A 22,312-nucleotide genomic window follows, 5' to 3' on the forward strand; every position below is an offset into this window, starting at 1 on the left:
AGGGGCAAAAAAACCGTGCTTTGCGACTGAAAGCAGGCGATTTTGAGGGGTTGACTTTCAGGATACGGAAAAATGCGGCTACGGCCGCTGAACAGGTTCGGACGCTGGGGAGTATTTCAGCAGCCTGCTAGGGGCACTTTTTGGCCTTATTGGTTGGGCCCGGTGGCCTGTGCACTGCGGGTGATGCGGTTCGTCGCCGGAGGTGCCAAGGGGCTGCTGGCGCGGAAATAGGCCTCCAGTGCGTCCAGATCCTGGCCACCGCCCAGCATGTCCGGCACTTGGGCAAACACCGTGAAATTGTCGCCACCGCCCGCCAGGTAGTTGCTCATTGCGACGCGCACACGGGCCTCATCGGTCAGTGGCTGGCCGTGCAGCACCATGTGGCTGATGCGCGCACCGGCGGGCCGCGAGAGGTCGTAGGAATAGCCAAACCCCGCCGACACCGACAGCACGCGCGGCCGCTCGGGCGTGTTGGTGCCACTGTCAAACTGCTGCTCCAGCGCCGCACGCAGCTGCGCCCCGGTGAAGGTCTTGACGACCAGGTGGTTGCCAAAGGGTTGCACGGCAAACAACTGCCCATAGCGCACCAGCTCCTGCTCGTCGGGCACCAGGTCGGCGCGCACGCCGCCGGGGTTCATGAAGGACATCTGCGCCCCGCCCTGCCCGGGCAGGCGCGTCGCATGCAGCTGGGCATCGGCAATCAGGTTGCCCAGCGGCGATTCGAGCGACGGGCCGGGTTGCCGCAGGATGGCAGCGGTGGCCTGCCCCACGGGCCGCTGGGCCAGCGGCACGGCCGCCGCATGGTAAGTGGCCACCAACTGCTGCACACCGGCGTCGGCAGGAAACACGGGTACAACGGCGCTTGTGTTCACACGGCCCTGCGGGCCCGTGAACCCTTCGCCCTGCACGATGACCTGGCGCGCCGTCTTGCGCACTACGCGACGTGTGCGGGTCTCCACGCGCAGGGCAATGTCGGTCACCAGCGTGCCATACAGGCCCGCGCTGGTCAGCAGAAATGGGCGCTGCGGGTTCACGCTGGCGTAGTCGCACACATAGGCCCGATGGGTGTGGCCCGACACCACTACGTCGATCGCCGGGTCCAGCCGCTCAAGGATGGGCACGATGTCGCCGCTGAGCCCCGCGCAACTGGTCTCGGTGATGCCTGCCGTGGTGCCTCCGCCCTCGTGGATCACCACCACGATGACATCGGCGCCCTGGGCGCGCAACTGCGGCACCAGCGCGTTGGCAGTGGCGGCCTCGTCCTCGAACCGCAGCCCGACTACGCCGGCGGGCGACACCATGGTGGGGGTGGCCTTGAGCGTGAGACCGATGAACCCCACGGTAACCGTGGCGCCCCCTTCGTGAAACCGCTTGAGCCCCGTGGGCGGCAACAGCGTCTGACCATCCTCGCGCACGGTGTTGGCGGCCAGAGAACCGAAGCGGGCGCCCTCAAACGAACGGGATATCTGGCAGGGCGTGCGCACAGTGAACTGCTCGCAACCGCCATGCTGCAACCGCAGCAACTCACGCCAGCCACGGTCAAACTCGTGGTTGCCCACGGCGTTGAAGTCGATCTGCATGCGGTTGACGGCCTCGATGGTGGGCTCGTCCAGAAACAGGGCCGACACCAGCGGCGAAGCCCCCACCATGTCACCGGCAGACACCACCGCGTGGTGCGGATTGCTGGCCTTGAGCGCCGCAATGGCGCTGGCCAGATAGGCCGCGCCACCGGCCGGCACGGCCACAGCGCCGTCAGGCCCCGGCACGCGCACCACCAGGCGGGGCGGCTCCAGATGGCCGTGCAGGTCGTTGAAACCGATCAGCGTGATGTCGATGTGCTGCGGCGCCGGTGCCACGGCGGCACAACCCGCCAGGGCCGCCAGCATGCCCAGGGACACGGCGGTGCGCAGGCCCCGGCGCGATAATCCCCGTGCCATCGCAGGCAAACGGGCCACCGGAGCCCTTAAAGGAAAGAAGCCCGGATGGGCGGCACGTTGGCCACCACATCGGCGCACTGGGCGCGGTGGCGCAACGCGTGGTCCATCACCACCAGCGCCAGCAAGGCCTCGGCAATGGGCGCGGCGCGAATGCCCACGCAGGGGTCGTGGCGCCCCTTGGTGATGACTTCGGCGCTGTGGCCGTGGATGTTAATCGACTCGCGCGGGCTGATGATGGAGCTGGTGGGCTTGATGGCAATGCTCACTTCCAGGTCTTGTCCGGTGCTGATGCCGCCGAGCACGCCGCCCGCGTTGTTGCTGCGAAAGCCTTGCGGGCTCATGGAATCGCCGTGCACGGTGCCGCGCTGGGCCACGCTGGCAAAGCCGGCGCCAATCTCCACGCCCTTCACGGCGTTCAGGCCCATCATGGCGTAGGCGATGTCGGCGTCGAGCTTGTCGAACAAGGGCTCGCCCAGCCCCACCGGCACGCCCGTGGCCTGCACGCGGATGCGTGCGCCGCACGAGTCGCCGGCCTTGCGCAGCCCATCCATGTAGTCCTCGTACTGCGCGACATCGGCCACTGGTGCAAAAAACGGATTGTTGCGCACATGCTCCCAGCCCTCGAACGGGATGGCCAGCTCGCCGAGCTGCGTCATGCAGGCACGAAACTGGGCGCCGTATTGCTGGGCCAGCCACTTCTTGGCCACGGCACCCGCGGCCACCGTGGGCGCTGTCAGGCGCGCTGACGAACGGCCGCCACCGCGCGGGTCGCGGATGCCGTATTTGTGCCAGTAGGTGTAGTCGGCATGGCCGGGCCGAAAGCTCTCGGCGATGTTGCTGTAGTCCTTGCTGCGCTGGTCGGTGTTGCGGATCAGCAGGGCAATCGGCGTGCCGGTGGTCTTGCCCTCGTAGACGCCGGAAAGAATTTCGACCGCATCGGGCTCGCTCCTCTGCGTGACGTGCCGACTGGTGCCGGGGCGGCGACGGTCGAGGTCGGCCTGGATATCGGCCTCTGTGAGCGACATGCCGGGCGGGCAGCCGTCGATCACGCAGCCAATGGCCGGGCCGTGGGATTCACCAAAATTGGTGACTGCGAATAAGGTACCGAAGGTGTTGCCGCTCATGGCGCCGGATTATCCCAGACGACCACCCACGCAAAGACACAGCGCACGAGAAAAGCCCCCACCGCCTGCGCCCGCGCGGCCCAGGCCAGAGCCGCCGCGCAAGGGCCGCCCCGCCGCGCCGGTGGCGTCCCCCTTTCCGCGTTGCGCAGCAATGCGAGAGAAGGGGGAAGGCGCCGAAGGCGACTGAGGGGTTGTCGCCTCAGGGGGTTGTCTTTTCCTCCGGCCAGTCGCGGATGTAGGCCTTGAGCATCTTGTTCTCGAAATTCTGGGCGTCCACCACGGCCTTGGCCACATCGTAGAAGCTGATCACGCCCATGAGCATTTTCTTGTCCATCACCGGCATGTAGCGCGCGTGGCGATCGAGCATCATGCGGCGCACCTCGTCCATGTCGGTTTCGAGCGTGCAGGTCAGGGGATGGTCGTCCATGGCCGAGCGTACGCGCAGGGCACCCACGCTGCCGCCGTTGCGCACGGTGGCCTGGATCACTTCGCGGAAGGTGAGCATGCCCACCAGGTCGCCCAGCTCCATCACCACCAGCGAGCCGATGTCTTTTTCAGCCATCACGCTCAAGGCAACGGCAAGGGGTTCGTCCGGTGTCACGGTGTAGAGGGTGTTCCCCTTGACGCGAAGGATGTCGCTGACTTTCATGGTGTTGTCTCCGAGGGCGCGCTGGGCGCAACAGGCTGATTCACGGCAAATATAGCCCACAATGCCCGGCTGCACAGACAACCTTGGAGACACAAGATGCCCGGTTACTCCGACCCCGGCTTTGACACGCTGGCGCTGCACGCAGGCGCCTCGCCCGACCCCGCCACCGGCGCGCGTGCCGTGCCCATCCACCTGACCACCTCGTTCGTTTTTGAATCGAGCGACCACGCCGCCTCGCTGTTCAACCTCGAACGTCCGGGCCATGTCTACAGCCGCATCAGCAACCCCACCAATGCCGTGTTGGAGCAACGTGTGGCGGCACTCGAAGGCGGCGTTGGCTCGGTGGCCACGGCCAGTGGCCAGGCTGCCCTGCACCTGGCCGTTGCCACGCTGATGGGCGCTGGCAGCCACATCGTGGCCAGCACGGCGCTGTATGGTGGCTCGCAGAACCTGCTGCACTACACCCTCAGCCGCTTCGGCATTGAAACCACCTTTGTGAAGCCCGGCGACATTGATGCCTGGCGCGCGGCCGTGCGCCCCAACACCAAGCTGTTCTTTGGCGAAACCGTGGGCAACCCGGGCCTGGAGGTGCTGGACATCCCCACCGTTTCTTCAATAGCCCACGAGGCCGGCGTACCGCTGCTGGTGGACTCCACCCTCACCTCGCCCTGGCTCATCAAGCCGTTCGAGCATGGCGCAGACCTGGTCTACCACTCGGCCACCAAGTTCCTGTCGGGCCACGGCACCGTGGTGGGCGGCATCGTGGTCGACGGTGGCAGTTTTGACTGGGATGGCCCGAAATCCGCCGGCAAGTTTGCCGAGCTGACCCAACCCTACGACGGCTTTCACAACATGGTGTTCACCGAAGAAAGCAGCGTGGGCGCCTTTTTGCTGCGCGCGCGCCGCGAGGGCCTGCGCGACTTTGGCGCCTGCATGAGCCCGCACACCGCCTGGCTCATCCTGCAGGGTATCGAAACCCTGCCCCTTCGCATGCAGCAGCACATGCGCAACACCGAAAAAGTGGTGGAATTTCTGGCAGCACAACCCTTTGTAGCGCGCGTGGGCCACCCCATGCTGGCATCGCACGGGAGCTACGCGCTCGCGCAAAAGCTGCTGCCACGCGGCGCTGGCTCGGTGTTCAGCTTTGATCTCAAGGGCAACCGCGAGCAGGGCAAGAAGTTCATCGAAACCCTCAAGGTCTTCAGCCACCTGGCCAATGTGGGCGACTGCCGCAGCCTGGTGATCCACCCGGCCAGCACCACGCATTTCCGCATGAGCGACGAGGCCCTGGCCGATGCGGGCATCACCCAGGGCACGATCCGCCTGTCCATTGGCCTGGAAGATGCCGATGACCTGATCGACGATCTCAAGCGCGCGCTGAAAGCCGCCGAGAAAGCGGGGGCCTGACCATGCACATTCAAGTCAACGGCGCTGCCATTTATTGCTACACCGGCGGCAAGGCGTTTGATGCCGCCAAGCCCACGGTGGTGTTCATCCACGGCGTACTCAACGACCACAGCGTGTGGGCCTTGCAAAGCCGCTACATGGCCAACCACGGCTGGAACGTGCTGGCCGTCGATCTGCCCGGCCATTGCCGCAGCGGCGGCGATGCGCCGGCCAGCGTCGAGCAAGGCGCTGCGTTTGTGGCGGCGCTGCTCGATGCCCTGGGCATTGACCGCGCCGCGCTGATCGGCCACAGCTGGGGCTCGCTGATTGCGCTGGAGGCGGCAGCCCAGCTGGGCCCACGCGTGAGCCACCTGGTGCTGGTGGGCACGGCCTACCCCATGAAGGTCTCGCCCACCCTCATCGAATCGGCATTGAACGAGCCCGAGAAGGCGCTGCGCATGGTCAACGTGTTCTCGCGCAGCACGCTGGCACCGCCCTCGGGTGCGGGCTTTTGTGTGTATGGCGCGGGCATGGCGTTGGGCCGCAAGGTGCTGCGCAGCAACCCGCAGGTCAACCTGTTCCACCGGGGCTTCGTGGCCTGTGACTGCTATGCCAACGGCGAGCAGGCCATGGCCCAGGTGCAGTGCCCGGTGCTGTTTGTGCTGGGTGCGCAAGACCAGATGACCATGCCCAAGGCCGCCCAGATCCTCATTGCCACAGCCCGCAGCACGGGCAAGGCCGTGCAGGTGGTGAGTCTGCCCGTGGGGCACAACCAGATGACCGAGGACCCCGACGGCACGCTGATGGCCATCCGGGATTTTCTCGCCCGCTGAACACCGGCCATCCCCCTGCCGGCGGCCAATCCGCTGGCAGAGCATGGTGGCGCGGTGCTCACCGTTTTTCCGAATAATACAAGTCAAAAATGCCGCTAGCGCTTATCCAGAAAGCGCTATCAGCTATTCTTTTTGAAGCAAATCCGACAGATGCAGCTGCGCCAGCCCGGCGTTGCTCCACAGCGGCTCCAGGGTGTCGGTGCGGTCCAGCAGCAGGCGCTGCAGCAAAGGCGCCAGCAGGGTTCGTTCGGGATCGGCCAGCAGCACATAGCGCGGCTCGGGGTCGTCGGCCGCGCTTTGCGCCGGGTCGCTGGTGCGCCCCGCCCAGTCCAGCGCGGTCAGGGCATCGAGCACCGGCGCCAGTTGCAGCACATCCACGCGCAGCAGCTGCGCGAGCTGGCTGGCACGCAGGCCTTTGCCGATGTGGCGGCGCGCGCGCTGAAGCTCCTGCAGCACCTCCACCGCCAGCTGAAAAGTCCAGCCCGGCACCGTGCCGCGCCGCGCCACGCCGGCCAGCAGGCTGGGCAGGTAGGCCGCAACCACCGCCCCCAGCAGCACGATGACCCACGCCACATAGATCCAGACCAGCAAGATGGGCAGCGTGGCGAAGGTGCCATACACCACTGAATAGGTGGGCACCTTGCCCAGGTAAAGCGCCAGCACCTTCTTGGCCAGCTCGATGCATACCGCCACAAACAGGCCGCCCACCCAGGCGTGGCGCCATTTCACGGGCGTGTTGGGCACGTAGTGGTAGAGCGCTGCCATGCCCAATGCCAGCACCAGGAACTCGATGGAGTCGAACAGCAGGCGCAGGCCATCGGGCACGGCCCGCACCAGCCCGCCCGAGGCTGACATCACATACGACGTGAGCGCCAGGCTGGCACCCAGCACCACGGGCCCCAGCGTGATCGCTGCCCAATAAATCAGCACCCGCTGGCCCAGCGGCCGCAGACGCCGCACGCGCCAGATGTTGTTGAGGGTGCGGTCAATGGTCAAAATCAGCGCCAGCGCCGTCACCAGCAAAATGCTGAACCCCGCCACCCCCAGCCGGCTGGCCTGGGCAGCAAACTGCGTGAGGTAGCCCAGCACCTGACGCGAGATGCTGTCGGGCACCAGGCTGTCCACCAGCCAGCGCTGCAGCACCACCTGCAGCTCGCCAAAAATGGGAAAGGCCGTGAACAAGGCCAGCGCCACGGTCACAAAAGGAACCAGGGCCAGGATGGTGGTGAAGGTGAGGCTGCTGGCCGTCAGGCCCAGGCGGTCTTCACGAAACCGCTCGCGCAGCGTCTGGGCGGTGGTTGCCCAGGGAAAGCGCGACAACTCGGCCACCAAAGCCTGCAGGCGCTGGACCACGGTCTGTGGGGTCAAGGACATGGCCGATATGATCCTAGGCCCGGCCACGGGCCGTTTGGTTACTGTAAAAACGCTGCATGGACACGGATTATTGATGGATCCGGCCCGTTGAAATCTCCAATACCGCTCAGGCGGTTCAGGCGGTGCTTGTCGAAGCCCTTCGACAAGTTCCGGGTGAGGGGTTCAACGGGCATCGGACCGAATTGCATTGATCGAGCGCGCATTGTGGGCCCAACCACCTGGCTTGTGCGCCACCGGCACCGCCCATTTTTCTGACAACACACGCCATGAACCCTTCCTTATCCCCCCCTGGCAACGCCGTTGCCGCCACCCGCTGGCTGGCCGCAGGCAGCCTGCTGGCGCTGATTGTGCTGTGCCTGGCCTGGGAGCTGGTGCTGGCCCCGCTGCGCCCCGGTGGCTCGTGGCTGGCGCTCAAGGCGCTGCCACTGTGCATTCCGCTGGCCGGCATCCTGAAGAACCGCATGTACACCTACCGCTGGGTCAGTCTGGTGATCTGGCTGTATTTCATTGAAGGCGTGGTGCGCGCCTGGGGCGACGCCCGGCCGGGCTCGTGGCTGGCAGGGGGCGAGATCGTGCTGTGCCTGGTGCTGTTCACGGCCTGCACCCTGCATGTGCGGCTGCGCCAGCGCAACGCCCGGGCGCAGGCCCAGGCACAGGCCACGGCAGACACCGCCACCGCCGTTGCACCCTGACGAGCCCCTGCGCCGCCGGTACGTGCCACCCCGTTCACTGATTACCTGAAAGACCCGTATGTCCACTTTGATCGACACCCTGCAGCGCATTGTGGGCGCCGCCCATGTCCTGACCGAGGGCGATCTCGGTGCCTGGGAGCAGGACTGGCGCCGCCGCGAGCGCGGCAAAGCGCTGGCCGTGGTGCGCCCCGGCAATACCGACGAAGTGGCAGCCGTGGTGCGGGCCTGCGCCGCCGCGGGCACATCCATCGTGCCCCAAGGCGGCAACACCGGCCTGGCCGTGGGCTCGACACCCGACACCTCGGGCACGCAGGTGGTGCTGAGCCTTGCGCGCATGAACGCCGTGCGCGCCCTCGACAAGGACAACCTCACCATGACGGTGGAGGCCGGCTGCATCCTGCAGAACGTGCAGGACGCGGCCAGCCAGGCGGGGCTTTTGTTCCCTCTGTCGCTGGCGGCCGAGGGCAGCTGCACCATCGGCGGCAACCTGGGCACCAATGCGGGCGGCACGCAGGTGGTGCGCTATGGCAACGCCCGCGACCTGTGCGTGGGCCTCGAAGTGGTCACGCCGCAGGGCGAGGTGTGGAACGGCCTCAAGGGCCTGCGCAAGGACAACACGGGCTACGACCTGCGCGACCTGTTCATTGGCAGCGAAGGCACGCTGGGCGTCATCACCGCCGCCACGCTCAAGCTCTATCCCCGGCCCGCCGCGCAGCTCACCGCCTGGGCCGCTGTGCCCTCGATGGAACATGCCGTGGCACTGCTGGGCCTGGCGCACCAGCACCTGGGCGCGGGGCTCACGGGCTTTGAAGTGATGGGCCGCTTTGCCCTGGGCCTGGTGCACAAGCACATGCCACAGTTGCGCGTGCCTTTTATCGAGCAGGAGGACGTGCCCTACGGCGTGCTGCTCGAAAATTCCGACAGCGAATCCGAGGACCACGCCCGCGCACGCTTTGAGGCGCTGCTCGAAACCGCTTTTGAGGCCGGCTGCGTAACCGACGCCGTCGTGGCAGAAAACCTCTCGCAGGCGCACAACCTGTGGCATATCCGCGAGAACATTCCGCTGGCACAGGCCGAAGAAGGGCTCAACATCAAGCACGACATCTCGGTGCCCATTTCGCGCATTCCGGCGTTTGTCGAATATGCCGACGCCATGATGGTGCGCGAGATCCCGGGCGTGCGCCTGGTCAACTTCGGCCACTTGGGCGACGGCAACCTGCATTACAACGTGCAGGCCCCCGCAGACAGCGACCCCAAGGTGTTCCTGCGCGAGCAGGAGGCACACGTCAACCACTTGGTGTACGAGGCCGTGGCGCAATTTGGCGGCTCATTCTCGGCCGAGCACGGCATTGGCGCACTGAAGGTGGAAAAACTGGAGAAATACCAGTCGCCCACGGCGCTGACCATGATGCGCGCCATCAAGGCCGCGCTCGACCCGCAGGGCACCATGAACCCCGGGCGCGTGCTGAGCAAGACACCGCCCATGCCGCCTGCCCCGGCGCGCTGACGCCCGGCACAAGGCACAAGGCCAGGGTGGCACGGTGCAAAGGGCGCGGCATTGCCCGCTTCAGGCCCAGCCCCGCCACCCTGTGCAAAGTTTATTAATTTGATAGCGCTTAGCGCTTACTCCCAAAGGGCCAGAGCCTTAAAACACCAATAATCTGGCCCACAGACCACGCACCGCATGAGCCTCATCCAAGACCTGCCCCCAGGACCGCTCGACATCGTCGGCGACATCCATGGCGAAATCGACGCGCTGCACTCGCTGCTGGCCCACCTGGGCTACGACGCCCAGGGGCGGCACCCGGATGGCCGCACGCTGGTCTTTGTGGGTGACTTTTGCGACCGGGGCCCCGACAGCCCTGCGGTGCTCGCGCGGGTGGCGCACCTGGTGGCCAGCGGCCGCGCCGTGGCCGTGATCGGCAACCACGAGATCAACCTGCTGCGCAACGACGCCAAAGATGGCGCAGGGTGGTACTTCGATGCCCGCCTGGCGTCCGACCACGACAAATACGCACCCTTTGCCCGCCCGACAGCCAGTGAGCGCGCCGCCATCGTGGCGTTTCTGGGCACGCTGCCCGTGGCACTGGAGCGGCCAGACCTGCGCATCGTGCACGCCGCATGGCTGCCCGCCCAGATTGCCGCAGTGCGCCAGTTGCCGCCCGGCAGCGTCCGCGCCGAGTACGACCACTGGGAAGCCGAGGTGCGCCGGCAGGCGCAAGACGGCACACTGGCCCGGCGCATGGCCACCGAGCGCCAGCAGTGGCCGCACGACCTGGAAGACCCGCTGCACAAGCCGCCGTTTTTGCAGGCCCATGCCGACAACGAGCTGCTCAAGGCCATGCTGAACCCGCTCAAGGTGCTGACCTCGGGGGTTGAACGCCAGGGCACCGACCCTTTTCACGCGGGCGGAAAATGGCGCTTTGTCGAGCGCATGGCCTGGTGGGACAGCTACACCGACGCCACCCCGGTGGTGATGGGCCACTACTGGCGGCGCCCCGTCGTGTCCACACCCGATGCCCTGGCCGCCCTGACACCCGAAGAAGCGGGCCTGTTTGGCCACACGCCGCCCTTTGCCTGGCACGGCCAGCGCCACAACGTCTTTTGCGTGGACTACTCGGTCGGCGGACGCTGGCGGGCGCGCAAGGCCTTCACGCCCCACGACCCGCAATACCAGCTGGCCGCCCTGCGCTGGCCCGAACGCACGCTGCTGTTCGAGAACGGAACCACCGTAGCCACCACGGGGTTTGGCTCCTGAGACGTCCCGGGCACACCCCGCAGCCCGGCCTCCCCGCTGCCACGACACCCGCCCAGGCCATCGGTGGCACACTATCGGCCCCGACGGCACAGCCCGCCGCCGCCCTTTGTCAAACGCTTCCAACGCCTGGTTTTTCCCATGACTTTCACCCCAACCCAGCGCCCCGTCCGCACGCAATACGAAGACTTCATGCGCCATGTGTTCACGCACGGCGTAGACAAGGGCGACCGCACGGGCACCGGCACCAAGAGCGTTTTTGGGCACCAGATGCGGTTTGATCTGCGCGAGGGCTTTCCGCTGGTGACCACAAAAAAGGTGCACCTCAAATCCATCATCGTGGAGCTGCTGTGGTTCCTCACGGGCTCCAGCAGCAACCACTGGCTTAAAGAGCGCGGCGTCACGATCTGGGACGAATGGGCGCGCCCCGATGGCGACCTCGGCCCGGTCTATGGCGTGCAGTGGCGCAGCTGGCCCACGCCCGACGGTGGCCACATTGACCAGATCAGCGAAGTCATCCAGACGCTCAAAACCAACCCCGACTCGCGCCGCATCATCGTGAGCAGCTGGAACGTGGCCGAGCTGCACAAGATGGCGCTGATGCCGTGCCATGCCTTTTTCCAGTTTTATGTGGCCCCCGCCACCACACCCGGCGGCAAGGGCACCCTGAGCTGCCAGCTTTACCAGCGCAGCGCCGACATCTTTTTGGGCGTGCCCTTCAACATCGCCAGCTACGCGCTGCTCACGCACATGGTGGCGCAGCAGTGCGACCTGGAGGTGGGCGACTTCATCTGGACCGGCGGCGACTGCCATATCTACAGCAACCACACCGAGCAGGTGCAAACGCAGCTGGCGCGCACGCCCTACCCCTACCCCACGCTGCACATCAAGCGCCGGCCCGACAGCATCTTTGACTACCAGTTCGAAGACTTCGAGGTTGTCGGCTATGAGCACCACCCGGCCATCAAAGCCCCCGTGGCAGTGTGAAGTGAAGCACCCCCCTGAGTCGCCTTCGGCGCCTTCCCCCCGCTCTCGCTGCGCTGCGCGCCTCGGGCAGGGGGACGCCGCCAGCGCGGCGGGGCGGCCCTTGCGCGGCGGCACTGGACTGCGGCGCGCCGGTTTCTTACGCAGCCGATACAGCGTTTGATGAATGGACAACCACATGGACATCGCTCTCATCTACGCGCGCGCCGCCAATGGAGTCATCGGCAAGGACGGCACCATGCCCTGGCACTTGCCGGAAGACCTGGCGCATTTCAAACGCCTCACGCTGGGCTGCCCGGTCATCATGGGGCGCAAGACCTGGGACTCGCTGCCCGAGCGCTTTCGCCCCCTGCCGGGGCGCATCAACATCGTCATCACGCGCCAGCCCGATTGGCATCAAGATGGCGTGCAGCGCGCATCCAGCCTGCGCGAGGCGCTACAGTTTTGTGCTTCTTCTGAAACCGTGTGGGTGATGGGCGGCGCGCAAATCTACGCCCAGGCCCTGCCACTGGCCCAGCGCATCGAAGTCACCGAAATTGCGCAAAACGTGGACGGCGATGCTTACGCGCCCGTGCTCGGCCCCGAATGGACCGAAGCCGCACGCGAGGACCACACCAGCGCCAGCGGGGTGCCGTTCAGCTTTGTACGCTACGTGCGCGCCGCCTGACAGCGCAGCACCTTCAACACCAATCACTCATTTATTGATAGCTAATAGCGCTTAATGGATAAGGGCTAAAGGCCAAAAACCATGCAAATTGCCACCTGGAACGTGAATTCTCTGTCGGTGCGCCTGCCCCAGGTGCTTCAATGGCTGGCCGCCAACCCGGTGGACGCGCTGTGCCTGCAAGAGCTCAAGCTCACCGACGACAAGTTTCCGCACGATGCGCTCCAGGCCGCGGGCTATGAAGCGGCCGCCTTCGGGCAAAAAACCTACAACGGCGTTGCGATTTTGAGCCGCCACCCGCTGCGCGATGTGGTGCGCAACATTCCGGGCTTTGGGGACGAGCAGGCCCGCGTGATCGCTGCCACGCTGGACACCCCCACAGGCCCGCTGCGGTTGATCAATGGCTATTTTGTGAATGGACAGGAGCCGGGCTCCGAAAAGTTTGCCTACAAGATGCGCTGGCTGCAGGCACTGCAGGACATGGTGCGCGCCGAAATGACAGCGCATCCGCGCCTGGTATTGGTGGGTGACTTCAACGTGGCGCCGCAAGACCGCGACTCTTATGACCCCGTGGGTCTGCGCGAAACCATTCACCACACCACTGAAGAGCGGGCGCACTTCCAGGCCCTGCTGGCGCTGGGGCTGACAGATGCCTACCGCATGTTCGAGCAGCCCGAAAAAAGCTATTCGTGGTGGGACTACCGGATGCTGGGCTTTCAGAAAAACCGGGGCCTGCGCATCGACCACATTCTGGTGAGTGAGGCCTTGCGCGGCTCGGTGAGCGCCTGCACCATCGACCGCGCCCCACGCAAAAACCCCCAGCCAAGTGACCACGCTCCGGTAGTGGTGACATTGGGCTGAGGATTGCAGGCAAAGCCGCGCACGACGCCTTGCGATGGCAACGCAGGCCGCCGCAATGTGCACCGATACCCACGGCATCGGCGCTTTGCTCAGTTAGCGCGACACGGCGGCGAAGCGATCGCGCAGCGCCCGGACTTCATCGTGATTGCGCCGGGCTCCCTGGGCCTGGCGCTCGATCAGGGCGCGCACTTCAAAGGGCAGCGTGGCTTTGAGGGCCGCCCGGTAACGCGCCACGGCAGCGTCTTCTCCTCGCTCGCACTCTTCCAGCACGGCCTTGTCGTCCTGCGTGCTCAGCGCTGTCTTGACCGACACCCAGCCCCGATGCAGCGCACCGGCCACTGTGCCACCGCTGGCAGGCTCGCCACCCCGGGTGCGGACTTCACGCTCCAATTCAGCGGCAGCCACCGCACATTCGCGCGCGTGCCGGTTGAAAATTTCCTTCAGGTCGGCGGCGTCTGTGTTTTCGGCGCAGGCCTTGAAGCCGTATTCGCCGTCGCGGCACGATTCAAGCAAATCGTTCAGCACACTGATCACGCCATCTTGGTCAACCACCTGCGCCGAACGAACCCGCGCTGCGCGGTCCCACGCTGCGCGCGTGGCGGGACGCACATCGGTCCACGACAGACCAGAATCGGCATGGCGGGCGCGCCAGTCATCGGCCAGGCGCGGCTCGATGGCGTCAAAGTCACCGTCGTAGCGGGTCACCGAGCTCCAGCCCAGCTCATAAGCGGGCTGGTATTGCTCGTAGGTGCGGCCACTGACGTAATAGGGTTCACGCAAATAGGCATCGCGCCAGTACGCGTCTTCATGGGTAGGGTTCAGCGCCTCAGCAGCGGCCTTGCCTGCAAGCCCACCTGCGACGGCGCCGACCACACCGCCCACAGCCGCCCCGGCTGGGCCCGCCATTGCGCCCACGGCAGCACCGGTGGCGGCTCCACCCATGGCAGCGCCCAGCCCGGTTCCGACGGGGTGTGCACCCGGTTCGTTGGTCAGGGGGTCACGGTTGGCCTGGTTGTATTCCGACATGAAAATCTCCGGTTGGTTAACAGTGATTTCATTGTCAGAAGCGAGAGCGGCCCCGCGGGTCGGCCCATGGAGAACATGCCTGTAGGACGATGCCCGCATGGCACGCCCGCCCAGCGCGTTGCCTTTGGACACCACCCTGCCCCGCTGGCAGAGCGTGTCAACTCACTATCTTATTAATAGCTACAAGCGCTTGCCACACAAGCGTACGAAGGCTATTTACCCCTCATCCGGCGCATCAAGCCCCAGCTCCTGGATCTTGCGAGTGATGGTGTTGCGGCCTATGCCCAGCCGCTGCGCAGCCTCCATGCGCCGGCCATGCGTGGCTGCCAGCGCAGTGCGGATCAGGCGCGATTCAAACCGCCGCGTGAGGGCATCCCACACCTCGGGCTGACCGCCCGCCAGCAGCCTTTGTGCTTCGCTTTCCAGCGCGTGCTCCCAGCCACCGTTTGTTGTGCCATTTGCCGTGCCATTGATAGTGACATTGGCCCCGCCATACCCGTTGACCGGCGCCGCCCCATCGTCCCTGGAAAGGTGGGTTGCGCCCGACCCGGCAGTAGCTTGAGGTACCGATTCAGTCGCTGTGCCCGAAGCCACCGTTGCAATGGTCGCAACCTCAAGGGACTCGTGGCGCTCGGCCACCACCGCCGCGGCAGGCCCCGGCACGCCGCGCGTGGTCGGCTGGTAAACGGGCGCTTCCAGCACCTCGGGCGGCAGGTCTTGGAGCGAGATCACCTGGGCTGGCGCCATCACCGTCAGCCAGTGGCAGATGTTCTCCAGCTGGCGCACGTTGCCCGGAAACGCAAACTGTTCCAGCCGCGCGAGGGCCGATTCGGCAATGCGCTTGGGCTCTACACCCAGCTGACGCGCGCTTTGCTGCAAAAAGTGGCGCGTGAGCATGGGTACGTCCTCGTGCCGCTCGCGCAGCGCAGGCAGACGAAGGCGGATCACGTTGAGGCGGTGGAACAAGTCTTCGCGAAAGCCGCCTTCCTTGACGCGCTTTTCCAGGTCCTGGTGGGTGGCAGCAATCACGCGCACATGCGCCTTCACGGCCGCGTGGCCGCCCACGCGGTAAAACTGGCCGTCCGACAGCACGCGCAGCAGGCGGGTTTGCAGATCAAACGGCATGTCGCCGATTTCATCAAGAAACAGCGTGCCGCCCTCGGCCTGCTCGAATCGGCCGCGCCGCTGGGTTTGTGCACCCGTGAAGGCGCCGCGCTCGTGGCCAAACAACTCGGATTCGAGCAGGTCCTTCGGGATGGCTGCCGTGTTGATGGCCACAAAGGGGCCGTCTGCGCAGGGCGAATGCTTGTGCAGGGCACGGGCCACCAGCTCTTTGCCCGATCCCGATTCACCCGTGATCAGCACAGTGACCTGGCTCTGGCTCAGTCGGCCGATAGCACGGAACACGTCCTGCATGGCGGGCGCCTGGCCCAGCATTTCCGCGTTGACGGCTTGGCGCTCTTCGGTGACTTCCTCGCGCTGGCTTTCTTCGACTGCACGGCGGATCAGCTCCACGGCCTTGGGCAGATCGAACGGCTTGGGCAGGTATTCAAAAGCTCCGCGCTGAAAGGCCGAGACGGCGCTGTCAAGATCGGAATACGCCGTCATGATGATGACGGGCAGCCCTGGCTGCAATTCGCGCACCTTTTCCAGCAACTGCAACCCCGAGCCACCGGGCATACGGATGTCACTGACCAGAATCTGGGGGCCTTGCCGCGCGGGGTCGCCCACGGGGATCTGGGTCAGTGCCTCCAGCACTTCGCGGGGGTTCGTAAAGCTGCGCGTGGGCAGGTTCTCGCGGGCCAGCGCCTTTTCCAGGACGAAGCGGATCGAGGGGTCGTCATCTACTATCCAGATCGGCTTCATATGTTTTTCTTACCTTCCCTGTGGTTGCGTGTCAGGGACCATCATGCGCTGTCAAGGCAAGGGGATCAGGAATCGGAAATCGGTGCGACCCGGTACGCTGTCGCATTCGATCAACCCATGGTGGCGCTGCACGAAGGTTTGCGCCAACGTAAGCCCCAGCCCTGATCCGCCGTCCCGGCCCGACACCAGAGGGTAAAAAATACGCTCCTTGATGGCATCGGGCACGCCCGGTCCGTTGTCGATGACATGCAATTCCAGTGCCAACCGATAGCGCTGGCGACCAAACGTTACCTGTCGGGCCACGCGGGTGCGCAGCGTGATCACCGCGTCCCCCGCAGCAATGCGCTCTGTAAGGGCCTGGGCAGCGTTTTGCACCACATTGAGCAGCGCCTGAATGAGCTGCGCACGGTCACCACGGAACTCGGGGATGGAGGTGTCGTAGTCGCGCTGCACCTTGAGGCCCTGCGGATACTCGACGAGCACCAGCGAGCGCACGCGCTCGCACACCTCATGGATGTTGACGTCTCCCACCAGATGCGGGTGACGGTGCGGCGCCAGCAGCCGGTCTACGAGGCTTTGCAGGCGGTCGGCCTCATGGATGATGACCTGGGTGTATTCGGTGAGCTCGCGGCTTTCCAGCTCCATCTCCAGCAACTGCGCCGCACCACGGATGCCACCCAGGGGATTTTTGATTTCGTGGGCCAGGTTGCGAATCAGTTCCTTGTTGGCCTGGGCCTGGTCGCGCAGGCGCTCTTCGCGATCCTGGCGGGCGTGCTGTTCCAGGGGCCATAGCTCCACCAGAATTTCGCCCACCTGCTCGGCATCGGCCACGTTGACATGCACGGGCACAGGCTCCTGGTGCAGGCGCTTGAGGCTGGCTTCATAGCGGAGCGCAGCAAAGTCCCTGCCGCGCGCACCGGCCAATGCCGTCTGCAGCAGCGCCGGGTCGGTAAAGAAAGAAGAAAAATCTGCCCCTTCCAGCGTGCGCCGCGACAAACCCAGCGTGTTCTCCAGCGCCGCATTGGCAAACTGCACGGCACCGTCCGAGCGCAGCACCGCCACCAGTGTGGACATCAGGTCCAGCGAGTGAAAGCGCTCTGTTTCTGCTGCGAGTGAATCAGGCACCGAGCGCTCCACCCTGTTTACTTTGCACCGCTGGAGGGGGCGACGCGTGCCAGTTCACGCCGGATTCCGGCCAGATCACTCTCGCTGCGCGCCACGCTCGCCTTGAGCTCGGCAGTGCGCTCCATGTAAAGCTGGGGATTGCGCAACTCCAGCGCATTGCGCACGGGTGCGCCGTCGTTGTATTCCTTCAACAAATCGGCATGGCGCGCCTCGGCCTTGCGCAGCTCGGACTCCAGAATGGCACGCGCATCGGCATCGCGGGCGCGCTGGTCGTTGTTGTCGATCCGAGGGGCTCCGGCTGGCGAGGCGGTGGCCCCACTCGGCGCCGCAGCGCCCGATGCCTTGGGGCTGGGGCGGACACCCTGTATCACGGTGACGTTTCCGCCCTCGACCAGCTTGCAGCCGCGCTCCTTGGCCTGTGCGGCGTTGTTGGTGTATTCGTTGCCGCAGCGATAAATGCGGTCCTGCGCCCAAGCGGCGGGTGCCATGGCAGCGATGACTATCAGGGTAGTGAGCGTTTTTTTCATTCAGTTTCCTCGCACTTGCTAGGCAGGGGTGTTGTTGAGTATCCCCTAATCACCGCGCATCACCAATTGGGCAGCCGTAGCCGCCACAGGCTATTGTGGAAGGATGCAACAGATGATGGCTTGGTTCCGGATCCAGCCCCCAACCTACCGTGGCACCATGAAAAAAGGCGGCTTGCGCCGCCTTTGGATGCGATGGCCTGCGGGCAGGCGATTACAGCGAGTAGTACATGTCGTATTCGACCGGATGCACGGCCATGCGAAAACGCGTGACTTCGGTCATCTTCAGCTCGATGTAGGCGTCGATCATGCTCTCGGAGAACACACCACCCTTGGTCAGGAAGCCGCGGTCCTTGTCCAGCGCTTCCAGCGCTTGGTCGAGACTGTGGCACACAGTCGGCACCAACTTGTCTTCTTCCGGCGGCAGATGGTACAGATCCTTCGTGGCCGCTTCGCCGGGATGGATCTTGTTTTCCACGCCGTCCAGACCCGCCATCAGCAGGGCGGCAAAGCCCAGGTAGGGGTTCATGAGCGGATCGGGGAAGCGGGCTTCCACACGGCGACCCTTGGGGTTGGCCACGTAAGGAATGCGGATCGAGGCAGAACGGTTCTTGGCCGAATAAGCCAGCTTCACCGGTGCTTCGAAGTGGGGCACCAGGCGCTTGTAGCTGTTGGTGCCGGGGTTGGTGATGGCGTTCAGCGCACGGGCGTGCTTGATGATGCCGCCGATGTAGTACAGCGCAAAGTCCGACAGACCTGCATAGCCGTCGCCTGCGAACAGGTTTTTGCCGTCTTTCCAGACCGACTGGTGCACATGCATACCCGAACCGTTGTCACCGTGGTAGGGCTTGGGCATGAAGGTGGCGGTCTTGCCGTAGGCATTGGCAACGTTATGGATCACATACTTTTGCAGCATGGTCCAGTCGGCGCGTTCGACCAAGGTGCTAAAACGCGTGCCGATTTCGTTCTGGCCTGCACCCGCCACTTCGTGGTGGAACACTTCAACCGGAATGCCCAGAGATTCGAGGATCAGCGACATTTCAGCGCGCATGTCTTGCGTGCTGTCGACCGGCGGCACGGGGAAGTAACCACCCTTGACCGTGGGACGGTGCCCCCGGTTGCCACCTTCAAGCTTGGCGCCGGTGTTCCACGGTGCTTCGTACTCTTCGATTTCGTAGAAGGTGTTGTTGGGCTCGGTGCTCCAGCGCACGCCGTCGAAAATGAAGAACTCGGGCTCGGGACCGAAGAATGCCGTGTCACCCAGACCAGAGGCCTTCAGGTAGGCTTCGGCCCGCTTGGCGACCGAGCGGGGATCGCGGTCATACGACTTCCCATCGCTGGGCTCGATCACGTCACAGGTCAGGATCAGCGTCGTTTCTTCGAAAAACGGGTCGATATTGGCCGAATTCGGGTCGGGAATCAGCTGCATATCGGAGGCTTCGATCCCCTTCCATCCGGCAATTGAAGAGCCGTCAAAGGCATGGCCCGAAATAAACTTGTCTTCGTCAAAATGCGAGACGGGCACCGTGGTGTGGTGCTGTTTGCCACGGGTATCGGTAAAGCGGAAGTCTACGAATTTGACTTCGTTTTCCTTCACCAGTTTCATCACGTCTGCAACGGTCTTGGCCATCAGGTTCTCCTGGGTAAAGCGCTTGTTAAAAAATCTTCCAAACGAAAAGCAGTTTGCGTGCCAGGTCAGTGCTTTCATGCACAGGGACGGAGCACTCAAGGTGATACAAGAGTACTTCGGCACCCCGCCTCACCAAAACAGTGCACGCAAGCGTGCAAAGACGACTACCGGAGTTTTCGCACCAATTCAGGGCCGCAATTCGCACCAACATCGTGCAACCCCGCCAGCAAATCTGTCCAAGCGGCCGGAACGTCCGCTGCAGGTCCCTTCACGCCCAATTCTATGTGGCGCCCGTATTGTGGATGATCGACGCTGGGCAGACTGAATACCCGGATGTCGGGGTGCTGCTGCTCAATGCGCTCCATCAGGGGTGCGAGCGCCGACTCCATGGCACCAAAGACAATGACAGACTGCTCTGTCTGCGGAGACCGATTGAAAAGGTGTGGGTATTCATGGTCCAGCACCCACTCGATCATGGGCCATGCCATCACCGGGAATCCCGGCACGAAATGCACTGCGCCGCCTCCGGGGCCGTTGCAGCTGAAACCAGGGATTTTGTTGTAAGGGTTGGGCACAATGCGTGCGCCCTCCGGGAACACCCCCATATTGAGGCGATGTACGTTGTCCGGCCGATCTGTCTCGTAAGGCACGCCCTGCTCGCGGGCGGTGTCCTGCATGCGCTCGCGGATAAGCACCTCGGCCTGGGGGTGCAACACCAGATCCACACCCAACGCCCTTGCCGCGCACTGGCGCGTGTGGTCGTCGGGGGTGGCGCCAATCCCGCCGCACGAGAAGACGATATCGGCTGACGAGAATGCACGGTGCAGCGTGGCCGTGATGCGCTCGGGGCAGTCGCCCACGTAGTCGGCATACGACAGGGCCAGTCCGCGCGCTGACAGCAACTCGATGACCTTTGGCATGTGCTTGTCAGCACGCTTGCCCGAGAGAATTTCATCCCCCACGATGATCAGGCCGATATGCGAATTCATGGCATTTTGTTTTCTGAAGTGAAGGCGGCAGGGGTGAAGTCAGAACTGGCCGCAATGGCAACAGCGGCTGGATCGCCGACAGGGACAACCGATGCAGACAGCGCACTACCCTCAGAACGCAAACGCTCCAGAGCGGCAAGGCAATAGTGTGCAAACCAGAGGGACGAAAACGCAAAAACCAGGGTGTAAATCCAGATCGCCAGTGGCACCAAAATGAAAAAAGCGGCGGCAAAAATAACCCCCGAGGCCCATACAAGACTTGGCGCAGCCCCCAAATACCCGGTCAATATGCCAATCCCCAATAAACGGGTTCGATGGCGTTGCAAAATCTCACGGCGCTCTTCCTTGCTGGCATGTTCAGCCAGCGCATCAAACGCCATCACACGGTAGGTCAGCCAACCCCAGATCAACGGCGGCAGTACCAGCACCAAAGGCGGCACCAGCCACAATGGCACAGACACTACCAGTGCAAGAACCGCCAAAAAGCTGGAGCCCAGTGACCACACTGCGCTCGCCCAGAATGAGCCACCCTTCTTTCGTTCGAGATGGGGAAAACGGCGTTGCGCTACCAGTGCGACCAACGCAGGTGTCATCAGCAGCGCTACCGCCAGCAGCGAAAACACCACCAATACGGGTGTCACCGCCAGAATAACCATGAGAGGCGCCACGACTGCGGTCACGTCACCCACGCCCCAAGTCTGCAGCCAACCCCAAAAGGTCGTGAGCAGACTAGAAGACTCCAGCAACGAGCGCATGCCCCTTACAGCGCCATCCCAGTAAAAATAGCCCCAGGCACCGCCCAGCACCCCGATCAGCAGCAAGGGCGCCAACGACAGCATGATCACGCGCGGGCGCAAGCAATACACCGCCGCACGCCAGAAAGAATCAACCAAGAGTCCCATGTTCATTAGCATACCCCGGGCTTCAGCGTACTCCGGCAATCTGTCCCATCGTGCCCCCCTCAGGAAGTGGGTGTCAGCTTCAGCAGGTCAGCGGAAGAAAGCCATTTCCACTGTCCCGGGGCCAAGTCAGAGGGAAGTTCAAGTGTTCCGATCCGCGAGCGATGCAACGCCTCAACGCGATTCCCCACAGCGGCCAGCATACGCTTAACCTGGTGGTACTTTCCTTCTGTCAGGGTGAGATCCAGACAATCGCTGCCTACAGCAATGCAGGCGGCGGCACGCACGGGTTTGGGGTCATCATCCAGCACAACGCCTGCCAACAGTCTCTCAATTTGCTGATCGTCCACAGGATGTTTGGTCACCACACGGTAGACCTTGGGCACATGCTTTTTCGGTGAGCTCATGCGATGGATGAATTGCCCATCATCGCTGAGTAACAAAAGGCCGGTCGTATCCTGATCAAGACGTCCCACAGCTTGCACACCCTGAATGGCACTCTTGCACGGGCGCTGCCGCAGCGGTGCTGGAAGCAAAGTGTAGATGCTTGGATACGTAGACGGTTTCTGCGAACACTCCGTGCCCGCAGGCTTGTGCAGCATCACATAAGCTTTGGCGTGATAGGGCCACTCCACCCCCTGAACACGCAACCGCAGGTCAGCAATGTCGAGATCCAGCGTTGCCTCGGTACAGGGGATGAAGGGAGCGAGAGGATCCAGGCGAGCAGTCTCTACCCACCCATGTTGCACCAAGCCCGCGCATACACGGCGAGTACCAAACCCTTGGGAGTACAAAATATCTTGAAGTTGCATAGCTCTCTGCTGACAGGGTTACCGCTTCGTTTCACTATAAATAAAGTGCGTACTGCCAAAGCAGAAACGCCCCCTTCTGATCACAGAGGGGGGCGTTGCTGGGCTGTAAGAGCCTGACGATGACCTACTTTCACACGGGAACCCGCACTATCATCGGCGCAAAGTCGTTTCACTGTCCTGTT

General features: G+C 64.0%; 20 protein-coding genes. 8 read left to right on the forward strand and 12 right to left on the reverse strand.

Annotation, left to right across the window (positions count from 1 at the left end; all coding sequences use genetic code 11):
• Nucleotides 1-146 precede the first annotated feature (146 nt).
• From DTW89_RS14035 to DTW89_RS14045, 3 genes are all read right to left on the reverse strand, one after another.
• Nucleotides 147-1,937 carry a bifunctional metallophosphatase/5'-nucleotidase gene (locus DTW89_RS14035; RefSeq protein WP_114656413.1) on the reverse strand — a complete coding sequence of 597 codons (1,791 nt, stop codon included), beginning with the start codon at nt 1,935-1,937 and terminating at the stop codon, nt 147-149.
• 26 nt (nt 1,938-1,963) lie between these two features.
• Complete coding sequence (gene aroC / locus DTW89_RS14040; RefSeq protein WP_114656414.1) at nt 1,964-3,061, reverse strand: chorismate synthase; 1,098 nt, start codon at nt 3,059-3,061, stop codon at nt 1,964-1,966.
• A gap of 199 nt (nt 3,062-3,260) precedes the next feature.
• Nucleotides 3,261-3,710, reverse strand: coding sequence for a CBS domain-containing protein (locus tag DTW89_RS14045; RefSeq protein ID WP_024814620.1), 450 nt, complete (start codon nt 3,708-3,710; stop codon nt 3,261-3,263).
• A 96-nt stretch (nt 3,711-3,806) separates the two neighbouring features.
• Here DTW89_RS14045 and DTW89_RS14050 point away from each other — a divergent pair, with 96 nt between their 5' ends.
• Together DTW89_RS14050 and DTW89_RS14055 are read left to right on the forward strand one after the other, a co-directional pair.
• Nucleotides 3,807-5,117 carry an O-acetylhomoserine aminocarboxypropyltransferase gene (locus DTW89_RS14050; RefSeq protein ID WP_114656415.1) on the forward strand — a complete coding sequence of 437 codons (1,311 nt, stop codon included), beginning with the start codon at nt 3,807-3,809 and terminating at the stop codon, nt 5,115-5,117.
• 2 nt (nt 5,118-5,119) lie between these two features.
• The gene (locus DTW89_RS14055) at nt 5,120-5,929 is read left to right on the forward strand and encodes an alpha/beta fold hydrolase (RefSeq protein WP_114656416.1); all 810 of its coding nucleotides are present in this window, start codon (nt 5,120-5,122) and stop codon (nt 5,927-5,929) included.
• A gap of 123 nt (nt 5,930-6,052) precedes the next feature.
• Here DTW89_RS14055 and DTW89_RS14060 read toward each other — a convergent pair whose 3' ends face one another.
• A complete protein-coding gene (locus DTW89_RS14060) occupies nt 6,053-7,303 on the reverse strand; it encodes a YihY family inner membrane protein (protein WP_114656417.1) in 1,251 nt (416 codons plus the stop codon).
• Between the two features lie 266 nt (nt 7,304-7,569).
• On the opposite strand from DTW89_RS14060, the gene DTW89_RS14065 reads away from it, so the two are divergent.
• The 6 genes from DTW89_RS14065 to xth all read left to right on the forward strand — a co-directional run bounded on the left by DTW89_RS14065 (nt 7,570) and on the right by xth (nt 13,259).
• Nucleotides 7,570-7,995, forward strand: a complete 426-nt coding sequence (locus DTW89_RS14065; RefSeq protein WP_114656418.1) for a DUF2069 domain-containing protein — start codon at nt 7,570-7,572, stop codon at nt 7,993-7,995.
• Nucleotides 7,996-8,053: 58 nt separating this feature from the next.
• Complete coding sequence (locus DTW89_RS14070; protein WP_114656419.1) at nt 8,054-9,502, forward strand: FAD-binding oxidoreductase; 1,449 nt, start codon at nt 8,054-8,056, stop codon at nt 9,500-9,502.
• Nucleotides 9,503-9,679: 177 nt separating this feature from the next.
• Nucleotides 9,680-10,753: a metallophosphoesterase gene (locus DTW89_RS14075; RefSeq protein ID WP_114656420.1), complete on the forward strand. Its 1,074-nt coding sequence runs from the start codon at nt 9,680-9,682 to the stop codon at nt 10,751-10,753.
• A 138-nt stretch (nt 10,754-10,891) separates the two neighbouring features.
• On the forward strand, nt 10,892-11,737 hold the full coding sequence (locus DTW89_RS14080; RefSeq protein WP_114656421.1) for a thymidylate synthase: 846 nt from the start codon (nt 10,892-10,894) through the stop codon (nt 11,735-11,737).
• Between the two features lie 175 nt (nt 11,738-11,912).
• Complete coding sequence (locus DTW89_RS14085; protein WP_024814612.1) at nt 11,913-12,401, forward strand: dihydrofolate reductase; 489 nt, start codon at nt 11,913-11,915, stop codon at nt 12,399-12,401.
• A gap of 81 nt (nt 12,402-12,482) precedes the next feature.
• Complete coding sequence (gene xth, locus DTW89_RS14090) at nt 12,483-13,259, forward strand: exodeoxyribonuclease III (RefSeq protein ID WP_024814611.1); 777 nt, start codon at nt 12,483-12,485, stop codon at nt 13,257-13,259.
• Between the two features lie 93 nt (nt 13,260-13,352).
• On the opposite strand, the gene DTW89_RS14095 is transcribed toward xth, so the two are convergent.
• From DTW89_RS14095 to DTW89_RS14130, 8 genes are all read right to left on the reverse strand, one after another.
• Nucleotides 13,353-14,285 carry a ferritin-like domain-containing protein gene (locus tag DTW89_RS14095; protein ID WP_114656422.1) on the reverse strand — a complete coding sequence of 311 codons (933 nt, stop codon included), beginning with the start codon at nt 14,283-14,285 and terminating at the stop codon, nt 13,353-13,355.
• A 216-nt stretch (nt 14,286-14,501) separates the two neighbouring features.
• Nucleotides 14,502-16,151, reverse strand: a complete 1,650-nt coding sequence (gene ntrC / locus DTW89_RS14100) for a nitrogen regulation protein NR(I) (protein ID WP_114656423.1) — start codon at nt 16,149-16,151, stop codon at nt 14,502-14,504.
• A gap of 51 nt (nt 16,152-16,202) precedes the next feature.
• Entirely contained in the window at nt 16,203-17,225 is a 1,023-nt protein-coding gene (glnL, locus tag DTW89_RS14105; protein ID WP_024814608.1) for a nitrogen regulation protein NR(II), read from the reverse strand.
• 68 nt (nt 17,226-17,293) lie between these two features.
• On the reverse strand, nt 17,294-17,803 hold the full coding sequence (locus tag DTW89_RS14110; RefSeq protein ID WP_114656424.1) for a hypothetical protein: 510 nt from the start codon (nt 17,801-17,803) through the stop codon (nt 17,294-17,296).
• 211 nt (nt 17,804-18,014) lie between these two features.
• Nucleotides 18,015-19,430 carry a type I glutamate--ammonia ligase gene (gene glnA / locus DTW89_RS14115; protein ID WP_024814606.1) on the reverse strand — a complete coding sequence of 472 codons (1,416 nt, stop codon included), beginning with the start codon at nt 19,428-19,430 and terminating at the stop codon, nt 18,015-18,017.
• A gap of 164 nt (nt 19,431-19,594) precedes the next feature.
• Nucleotides 19,595-20,419 carry a competence/damage-inducible protein A gene (locus DTW89_RS14120; protein ID WP_114656425.1) on the reverse strand — a complete coding sequence of 275 codons (825 nt, stop codon included), beginning with the start codon at nt 20,417-20,419 and terminating at the stop codon, nt 19,595-19,597.
• Nucleotides 20,416-21,333, reverse strand: coding sequence for an EI24 domain-containing protein (locus DTW89_RS14125; protein WP_111868561.1), 918 nt, complete (start codon nt 21,331-21,333; stop codon nt 20,416-20,418). Before DTW89_RS14125 ends, DTW89_RS14120 begins: the two co-directional genes overlap by 4 nt.
• A gap of 47 nt (nt 21,334-21,380) precedes the next feature.
• A complete protein-coding gene (locus tag DTW89_RS14130) occupies nt 21,381-22,130 on the reverse strand; it encodes a 16S rRNA pseudouridine(516) synthase (RefSeq protein ID WP_051463468.1) in 750 nt (249 codons plus the stop codon).
• Nucleotides 22,131-22,312: the final 182 nt, after the last annotated feature.

Origin of the sequence: Acidovorax sp. BoFeN1 (genome assembly GCF_003345135.1) — a bacterium.
GTDB lineage: Bacteria > Pseudomonadota > Gammaproteobacteria > Burkholderiales > Burkholderiaceae_C > Acidovorax > Acidovorax defluvii.

What these genes read in the sequence shown, in the direction of transcription:
- DTW89_RS14085 (WP_024814612.1), top strand. Translation starts at nt 11,913, where the DNA reads ATGGACATCGCTCTCATCTACGCGCGCGCCGCCAATGGAGTCATCGGC.
- DTW89_RS14120 (WP_114656425.1), bottom strand. Translation starts at nt 20,419, where the DNA reads ATGAATTCGCATATCGGCCTGATCATCGTGGGGGATGAAATTCTCTCG.
- DTW89_RS14075 (WP_114656420.1), top strand. Translation starts at nt 9,680, where the DNA reads ATGAGCCTCATCCAAGACCTGCCCCCAGGACCGCTCGACATCGTCGGC.
- DTW89_RS14035 (WP_114656413.1), bottom strand. Translation starts at nt 1,937, where the DNA reads ATGGCACGGGGATTATCGCGCCGGGGCCTGCGCACCGCCGTGTCCCTG.
- glnL (WP_024814608.1), bottom strand. Translation starts at nt 17,225, where the DNA reads ATGTCCACACTGGTGGCGGTGCTGCGCTCGGACGGTGCCGTGCAGTTT.
- DTW89_RS14125 (WP_111868561.1), bottom strand. Translation starts at nt 21,333, where the DNA reads ATGCTAATGAACATGGGACTCTTGGTTGATTCTTTCTGGCGTGCGGCG.
- DTW89_RS14065 (WP_114656418.1), top strand. Translation starts at nt 7,570, where the DNA reads ATGAACCCTTCCTTATCCCCCCCTGGCAACGCCGTTGCCGCCACCCGC.
- DTW89_RS14050 (WP_114656415.1), top strand. Translation starts at nt 3,807, where the DNA reads ATGCCCGGTTACTCCGACCCCGGCTTTGACACGCTGGCGCTGCACGCA.
- ntrC (WP_114656423.1), bottom strand. Translation starts at nt 16,151, where the DNA reads ATGAAGCCGATCTGGATAGTAGATGACGACCCCTCGATCCGCTTCGTC.
- DTW89_RS14110 (WP_114656424.1), bottom strand. Translation starts at nt 17,803, where the DNA reads ATGAAAAAAACGCTCACTACCCTGATAGTCATCGCTGCCATGGCACCC.
- DTW89_RS14080 (WP_114656421.1), top strand. Translation starts at nt 10,892, where the DNA reads ATGACTTTCACCCCAACCCAGCGCCCCGTCCGCACGCAATACGAAGAC.
- DTW89_RS14045 (WP_024814620.1), bottom strand. Translation starts at nt 3,710, where the DNA reads ATGAAAGTCAGCGACATCCTTCGCGTCAAGGGGAACACCCTCTACACC.
- DTW89_RS14070 (WP_114656419.1), top strand. Translation starts at nt 8,054, where the DNA reads ATGTCCACTTTGATCGACACCCTGCAGCGCATTGTGGGCGCCGCCCAT.
- aroC (WP_114656414.1), bottom strand. Translation starts at nt 3,061, where the DNA reads ATGAGCGGCAACACCTTCGGTACCTTATTCGCAGTCACCAATTTTGGT.
- xth (WP_024814611.1), top strand. Translation starts at nt 12,483, where the DNA reads ATGCAAATTGCCACCTGGAACGTGAATTCTCTGTCGGTGCGCCTGCCC.
- glnA (WP_024814606.1), bottom strand. Translation starts at nt 19,430, where the DNA reads ATGGCCAAGACCGTTGCAGACGTGATGAAACTGGTGAAGGAAAACGAA.
- DTW89_RS14055 (WP_114656416.1), top strand. Translation starts at nt 5,120, where the DNA reads ATGCACATTCAAGTCAACGGCGCTGCCATTTATTGCTACACCGGCGGC.
- DTW89_RS14095 (WP_114656422.1), bottom strand. Translation starts at nt 14,285, where the DNA reads ATGTCGGAATACAACCAGGCCAACCGTGACCCCCTGACCAACGAACCG.
- DTW89_RS14060 (WP_114656417.1), bottom strand. Translation starts at nt 7,303, where the DNA reads ATGTCCTTGACCCCACAGACCGTGGTCCAGCGCCTGCAGGCTTTGGTG.
- DTW89_RS14130 (WP_051463468.1), bottom strand. Translation starts at nt 22,130, where the DNA reads ATGCAACTTCAAGATATTTTGTACTCCCAAGGGTTTGGTACTCGCCGT.